The following is a 6,321-nucleotide window of genomic DNA, read 5'->3' as shown; positions in this document are numbered from 1 at the left end:
CGCGCGAGGCGAGCGGAACGACGATGGTTCGAAGTAGGACATTCTTCACGACCCCATTTTCCTTTCGGTTTCGGTTGGGGTTCGCTTACCTTCGAGTACTCAAGATAGTCGCATAAGATAGATTATGGAACTGGGATGCGGTTTTGATTGCGTGCTTTCGGCCCAACCGCAGTTCCTTGTTCCCTAAGCGGAACTGCGGCTGGTAGCGTTGTGTCTCCTAGGACGCACACAGGTTCCTACGCCGCTTGCGGCACGCAGGCCCCGCAGATCGCCGCGATGTGCCGGTGGTCGGTGCCGCAGCAGCCGCCCAGGATGCGCATCGTCGGAAACGAAGCTGTCAGCCTGCTGTAGCGCCGCCCGAGATCGTCCGGATCGCCCGGGTCGAGCGTTTCCGATTCGTCCAGTTCGGCATGGCTTTTGGCCGAAGCATTCGCCTTTACGCCATAGACGCGATCGACCCAGCGCTCGCCCTTTTTCAGCGCCTGCATGAAATGCGTCGGATGGGCGCAGTTGATCATATAGTAGGCCGGCGCACCATCCGTCGCGTCGTCGACCCTGTCGATCGCCTCGCCGAGCGCCATGCCGGTCACCAGCTTCCCGTCCGTCTCCACGGTGAACGAGATCATGCAGGGCATGGCATGCGCTTTGGCCGCCCGCGCCACGCCGATTGCCTCTTCGAAATTGGTGAGCGTGTAGGCCGACACCATATCGGCTTCGGTCCGCGCGAAACTCTCAATTTGCACCGCGTGATAGGCTTCCGCCTCGATGGCATCCATCTTGCCGGCTTTGTAGCCGTCGCCGCGCGGTCCGATCGCGCCGCTGATGACGCAGGGCGTTTCGGCGGTCTCGAACTCCTCGCGCAGGTCGAGAAGAAGCTCGATCGAGGCCTCGTTGACGGCGCGTAGCGCTTCCGGCCCGTAGCCGAGCAAGGTTCCCCAATCGGGATTGGCTCGCCACGTCGGCGTGTCGAGGATGAAGCCGGTCCCACTCCTGCGCGCAATGGTCAGATAACGGACGTAATATTCCTTGAGCTTCTGCCGGCCTTCAGGCGTTGCCATCAGCGTGAAGGAAGCAAAGTGCGGAAGGTCGAGGCCTTCGTGAAAGATGAGAGTCGTTTCCATGCCGCCATCGCTCAGGAATGTTCTGTTGGCGAGTTGCGGCAGATTCTGGCGGTACTTGGCCATGTGTGTCTCCAGTGGTAAGATAACACCGTGCCGCCCTGGTGGCGGCCGGTTCGGAATAGGCAAGTTTTAGCAGCACGTGCCGTCGGTGCGGTAGAAGGCTTGTGGTCCGGTACTCCACCGAAGCGGAAACCGCAGCAACTACAGATGGATAGCTGCGCTGGGTCGGTCGTATTGCTATCGGTGCCGATGTTGGCGGGTGTGAAAACCAAACCGCCGGTACAGTTGATTTGAGGGCATTCGGTCATGCGCAAGGGTGCGGAAACGCGCGAACGCATTCTGGAGATCGCCGAGGCCTCGGTGCTCGCCAAGGGGTTCGGCGCGACTTCCATCGAGGAGGTGATCGCCGAAGCCGGCATCACCAAGAGCGGCTTCTTCTATCATTTCAAGGACAAGAACGAACTCGCCCGCGCCTTGATGCTGCGCTACGTCGAGGAGAATGACCGCATCTTCGATGAGGTGTTTCACCGCGGCCGGCAATTGTCCGATGATCCGTTGCAGTCGTTCCTGATCACGCTCAAGCTGCTTGCCGAGCTGATGGGCGACCTGCCGAACGGCCACCCCGGCTGCCTGATCGCGACGTTCACCTATCAGGAGCGCCTCTTCGACCGCAACGTTCGCGACATCGCCGCCGACGCCGTACGTTCCTGGAACGGGCGTTTTCGCGATGCGCTGAACGAGATCGCGACCGTTTATCCTGCCCGCAAAGGCATGGATCTCGACGACGTGGCCATCATGTTCTCCTGTGTGATCGATGGCGGCATCATCATGTCGCGGGGGCTCGGCGATCCCCGTGTCCTCGGACGCCAGATCCTCGCCTTCCGAAGCGTCGTAAAGATGCTGTTTGCGCCGGCTGCGCCCGACATCATGCTGCCAACCGCCCCCACCGCCATCGCCGCCGAATAGGGTCCGGCACGTTCGAGTCAGGCTGCCAGGGTCGCTACGACGGCTTGCGCTGCTTTGACCATTGCATGTGGCTCGGCGGCGAACACCGCGTCGTGCGCGCCGGCCGCTGCCCATACCCGGTCGAAATCGAGCAGCGTTTTGTCGGCGAACGCCGGGATCGCGATCAGGTGGCCGATCGGCGCTACGCCGCCAATGGCAAAGCCGGTTTCGTCGCGGATCTGCCGTGGGTCGGCGCGCTCCAGCGGCTCGCCGGTCAGTGCGGCAGCCTTGGCTAGATCCAGCTGATTGGAGCCGGAAACCAGGAAGAGAAACAGCTTTCCGCTAGCTTGTCCTTGGAAAACCAACGATTTGACAATCTGTGCAACGGTGCAGCCGCATTGCGCGGCGGCTTCCTCGGCGGTGCGTGTGAGGCGCCCATGCGTCTGATTTCGATGTCGAGGCCGGCATCGGCTGCTGCCTTGGTCACGCGATCGATGCTGCCAGCCATGAAGAACCGAACCTATCCTGCTGATTCAAAATTGATTTCGATCATCATACCATCATAGGCTGGCTCGACATCGGCCGGCGTCTCCGCCATCACCGTGGCGTAGTCGAGCGGCACATGCATATGCGTCAACACGGCCTTTTTCGGCGCAAGTTTTTCGATCCAGTCGAGTGCTTGGCCGAGCGAAAGATGGCTCGGATGCGTCCTGTATTGCAGCGCGTCGATGATCAGCATGTCCAGACCGCGCAGCCGTTCGGCCGTAGCGTCGGGGAAATCGCTGATATCGGGGCAATAGGCGAGCCCGCCGATACGAAAACCAAGCGATATGATGTCGCCATGGATTTGCGGCAGCGGCTCGAGGGTGAGGGCACCCCCCTCGCCTTCGATCACCACCGGCCTGGCGTGGTCGATGATATGGGGCTCGACGATGGGCGGGTAGGAACTGCCTAGCGGTGTTTCGAAACAATAGCCGAACGCTTCCCGTAACCGCAGCATGGTGGGCTGGTCGGCGTGGATATCGATCAGATGACGCTGCTCGAGCACGAAGCCGCGCAAATCGTCGATGCCGTGGATATGGTCGGCATGCGGATGCGTATAGACGACCGCATCGATGCGCCTGACCGCTGCCAGCAGCATCTGCTCGCGGAAATCCGGCCCGGTGTCGATGACGACGGTGGTCTTGTCGCCGTTTGCCGCGATCCGCTCGACGAGCGCTGCGGTGCGCATGCGCCGGTTCCTCGAATTGGCCGGATCGCAATTGCCCCAGTCGCCAGTAATGCGGGGCGTGCCCGGCGATGAGCCGCAGCCGAGAATGGTGAGGCGCAGCCGGTCGCTCATGCGTCAGGTGCTCAGCGCGCTTGGGCGCGGCATCTTACTGAACAGCCGGAAGAAATTGTCCGTGGTGACGTCAGCGATCTCGGCCTCGCTGACGCCGATCGTTTCGGCCAGCACCTTGGCTGTATGCGCGACATAGGCAGGCTCGTTGCGCTTGCCGCGAAAGGGTATCGGCGCGAGGTATGGCGCGTCGGTTTCGACCAGCAGGCGGTCACGTGGCACATCGGCGGCGATGGCGCGCAGCTCGGCCGAATTCTTGAAAGTCAGGATGCCGGAAAAGGAAACGTAGCCGCCCAGCGCCACGCCGACTTCGGCCAGCCTGCGCCCGGACGAAAAACAGTGCAGGATGAAGGGGAAGGCGCCCTTCCCTGTTTCATCCTCGAGGATATCAGCCATGTCGCTGTCGGCGTCGCGCGAATGGATGACCAGCGGCATGCCCGTCTCGCGCGCGGCGGCGATATGGGTTCGAAAACCCTGCGCCTGGGCAACGCGCGGCGCATGATCGTAAAAGTAATCGAGCCCGGCCTCGCCGATCGCCACCACTTTGCGATGAGCGGATAGCCGGACAAGATCCTCGACAGTCACATCAAGCTCTTCGGCGGCGTTGTGCGGATGGGTGCCGACCGAGCAATACACTTCGTCGAAAGATTCAGCGATCTCAAGTACTTGTTGGAACCGCTTCACACGCGTCGAGATCGTCACCATACGACCGATTCCGGCGGCTAAAGCGCGCGCGAGGATGGCCGCCCGCTCCTCTGCGAAATCCGGAAAGTCGAGATGGCAGTGACTGTCGACCAACATCAGACGCTTGCATCCGTCTGCTCGACATAGCGTGGAAACACCGGTTCCGGCGCCGGCAGAGCCGTACCTGAAACCAGCGCGTGACCCTCGGCGACATGCGCGAAATCGCGGCTGTCCGCCGGCACCGCCAGCAGGTCGAGGAGCTTTGCCGCCGAGGTCGGGACGACGGGCTGGCAAAGGATCGCGATACGCCGGATCACCTCGGCTGTCGTCCACAGCACCGTTTCCATGCGCGCGGGATCGGTCTTCTTCAGCGCCCACGGCTCCTGCCCCGCGAAATAGCGGTTGGCTTCGGCCACCACGCCAAAGATCGCCGCCAGCGCCAGATGGATGCCCTGTTCGGCCATCGTCCTGCGCGCGGTGACAAGGGCAGCACTTGCCTGGTCGAGGATCGCCTTGTCGGCATCGTTCGGTTCACCGCGCTTCGGCACCATGCCGCCGCAGTTCTTGGCGATCATTGACAGCGAGCGCTGCGCCAGATTGCCGAGATCGTTGGCGAGGTCGGCATTGGTGCGGTTGACGATGGCCTCGTGGCTGTAGCTGCCGTCCTGGCCGAACGGCACTTCGCGCATGAAGAAATAGCGCACCTGATCGAGGCCGTAATGCTCGATCATCGCGAACGGATCGACGACATTGCCGACCGACTTCGACATTTTCTCGCCGCGGTTGAACAAAAAGCCATGCGCGAACACGCGCTTCGGCAGTTCGATTCCTGCCGACAGCAGGAAGGCCGGCCAGTAGACGGCGTGGAAGCGGACGATGTCCTTGCCGATGACGTGGACGTTCGCCGGCCAGAAGGACCATCTGTCATTGGCCGTATCCGGATAACCGGCAGCCGTGATGTAGTTGGTCAGTGCGTCGACCCAGACATACATCACATGCTTGTCGTCGCCCGGCACCGGCACGCCCCATTTGAACGTGGTGCGCGAGATCGACAGATCCTTCAGCCCGGATTTGACGAAGCTGACGATTTCGTTGCGCCGCTCCGGCGGACCGATGAATTCGGGGCTGCTCTCATAGAGCGCGAGCAGCCTGTCCTGATACGCGGAAAGGCGGAAAAAATAGCTCTCTTCCTCGGTCCATTCGACGGGCGAGCCGAGCGGTTCGCGGCGTATGCCGTCGTCGCCGACCTTGGTTTCGGCCTCGTCGAAATAGGCTTCCTGCCGCACCGAATACCAGCCGCTATAGCGGTCGAGGTAGATGTCGCCATTCTCCGCCATGCGCGTCCAGATCGCCTGGCAGGCCTTGTAGTGGCGCTCCTCGGTGGTGCGGATGAAAACGTCGTTAGAACAGCCGGTCGCTTCGAGCATCGAGCGGAAGATCGCCGAATTGCGATCGGCAAGCGCTTTCGGCGTCAGGCTTTCAGCGTCCGCCGTTTGCTGCATCTTCAAGCCGTGCTCGTCGGTCCCCGAGACGAAGAAGACGTCCTTGCCGTCGAGCCGCTGGAAGCGGGCAAGCGTGTCGCTGGCGATGACATTGTAGGCATGACCGATATGCGGCTTGCCGTTCGGATAAAAAATCGGCGTCGTGAGGTAGTATTTATCGCGTGCCATGGATGAGCCGTCATGAATGTCTGAATGAAAGATGCCGGTGAGATATCGCATCGAAACGGCGATTGCCATCCCGATGGGCCGTCACATTCGCATTGCAGAATTCAAGCGGTCGATCATGGTCAAGGCGTGCTGCTTTTTGTCGAGATTGTAGGTGTCGGTTTCAGATATAGCGTTCAAAGCCTCGTGCCAAGTATCCGACAGCGTTTTCGCCCGCGCCAGATCGCCCGCCAGCGCGGCCTGGCTTGCCCCGGTCGAGAGCAGGTCGAGCGCACGGCGATTGAAGATATCGAACTGGATCGCCTGGTCGCGACCGGCGACCGCTTCCGCGAGGCGATAGGCACCGGCAACATCGCTCTTTCTTGCTGTCGCCAAGGCGTCGAGCGTCTCGGCGATTTCCAGCCCGCCATACTGCGTCAACAGGATTGCGGTGCGCGCGCTGCCCCCTGCCCGCTTGGCCAGTGCCGCGCGCGCCGCGGGATCGTCCGGCGGCGGTGGTTCGACGCTCTCCAGAACCGTCATCAGGCTCTCGGCGTCGAGCGGCGTCAGCCGCACCATCTGACAG

At 61.8% G+C, this 6,321-nt stretch carries 6 protein-coding genes and 1 pseudogene; 1 reads left to right on the top strand and 6 read right to left on the bottom strand.

The genetic code is table 11. The features are described from left to right. Positions 1-236 precede the first annotated feature (236 nt). Positions 237-1,184, bottom strand: coding sequence for a homocysteine S-methyltransferase family protein (locus EOA85_RS24485; protein WP_127211483.1), 948 nt, complete (start codon positions 1,182-1,184; stop codon positions 237-239). Positions 1,185-1,427: 243 nt separating this feature from the next. On the opposite strand from EOA85_RS24485, the gene EOA85_RS24480 reads away from it, so the two are divergent. After that, complete coding sequence (locus EOA85_RS24480; RefSeq protein WP_127211482.1) at positions 1,428-2,087, top strand: TetR/AcrR family transcriptional regulator; 660 nt, start codon at positions 1,428-1,430, stop codon at positions 2,085-2,087. A 17-nt stretch (positions 2,088-2,104) separates the two neighbouring features. On the opposite strand, the gene EOA85_RS24475 is transcribed toward EOA85_RS24480, so the two are convergent. The 5 genes and pseudogenes from EOA85_RS24475 to EOA85_RS24455 all read right to left on the bottom strand — a co-directional run. Then, complete coding sequence (locus tag EOA85_RS24475) at positions 2,105-2,443, bottom strand: YbaK/EbsC family protein (protein ID WP_348627927.1); 339 nt, start codon at positions 2,441-2,443, stop codon at positions 2,105-2,107. A 143-nt stretch (positions 2,444-2,586) separates the two neighbouring features. Further along, a complete protein-coding gene (locus EOA85_RS24470; RefSeq protein WP_127211481.1) occupies positions 2,587-3,408 on the bottom strand; it encodes an MBL fold metallo-hydrolase in 822 nt (273 codons plus the stop codon). Positions 3,409-3,411: 3 nt separating this feature from the next. Further along, a complete protein-coding gene (locus EOA85_RS24465) occupies positions 3,412-4,206 on the bottom strand; it encodes a TatD family hydrolase (protein ID WP_127211480.1) in 795 nt (264 codons plus the stop codon). Next, positions 4,206-5,759, bottom strand: a complete 1,554-nt coding sequence (metG, locus tag EOA85_RS24460; RefSeq protein WP_127211479.1) for a methionine--tRNA ligase — start codon at positions 5,757-5,759, stop codon at positions 4,206-4,208. The genes EOA85_RS24465 and metG overlap by 1 nt, the downstream gene beginning before the upstream one ends. An 81-nt stretch (positions 5,760-5,840) precedes the next feature. Beyond that, positions 5,841-6,321, bottom strand: a pseudogene (locus EOA85_RS24455) (DNA polymerase III subunit delta'); the annotation flags it as partial.

The organism is Mesorhizobium sp. M5C.F.Ca.IN.020.29.1.1, from assembly GCF_003997375.1.
GTDB lineage: Bacteria > Pseudomonadota > Alphaproteobacteria > Rhizobiales > Rhizobiaceae > Mesorhizobium > Mesorhizobium wenxiniae.
Note: the sequence above shows the minus strand (reverse complement) of the source record. Positions and strands in the feature narration are given on the sequence as shown.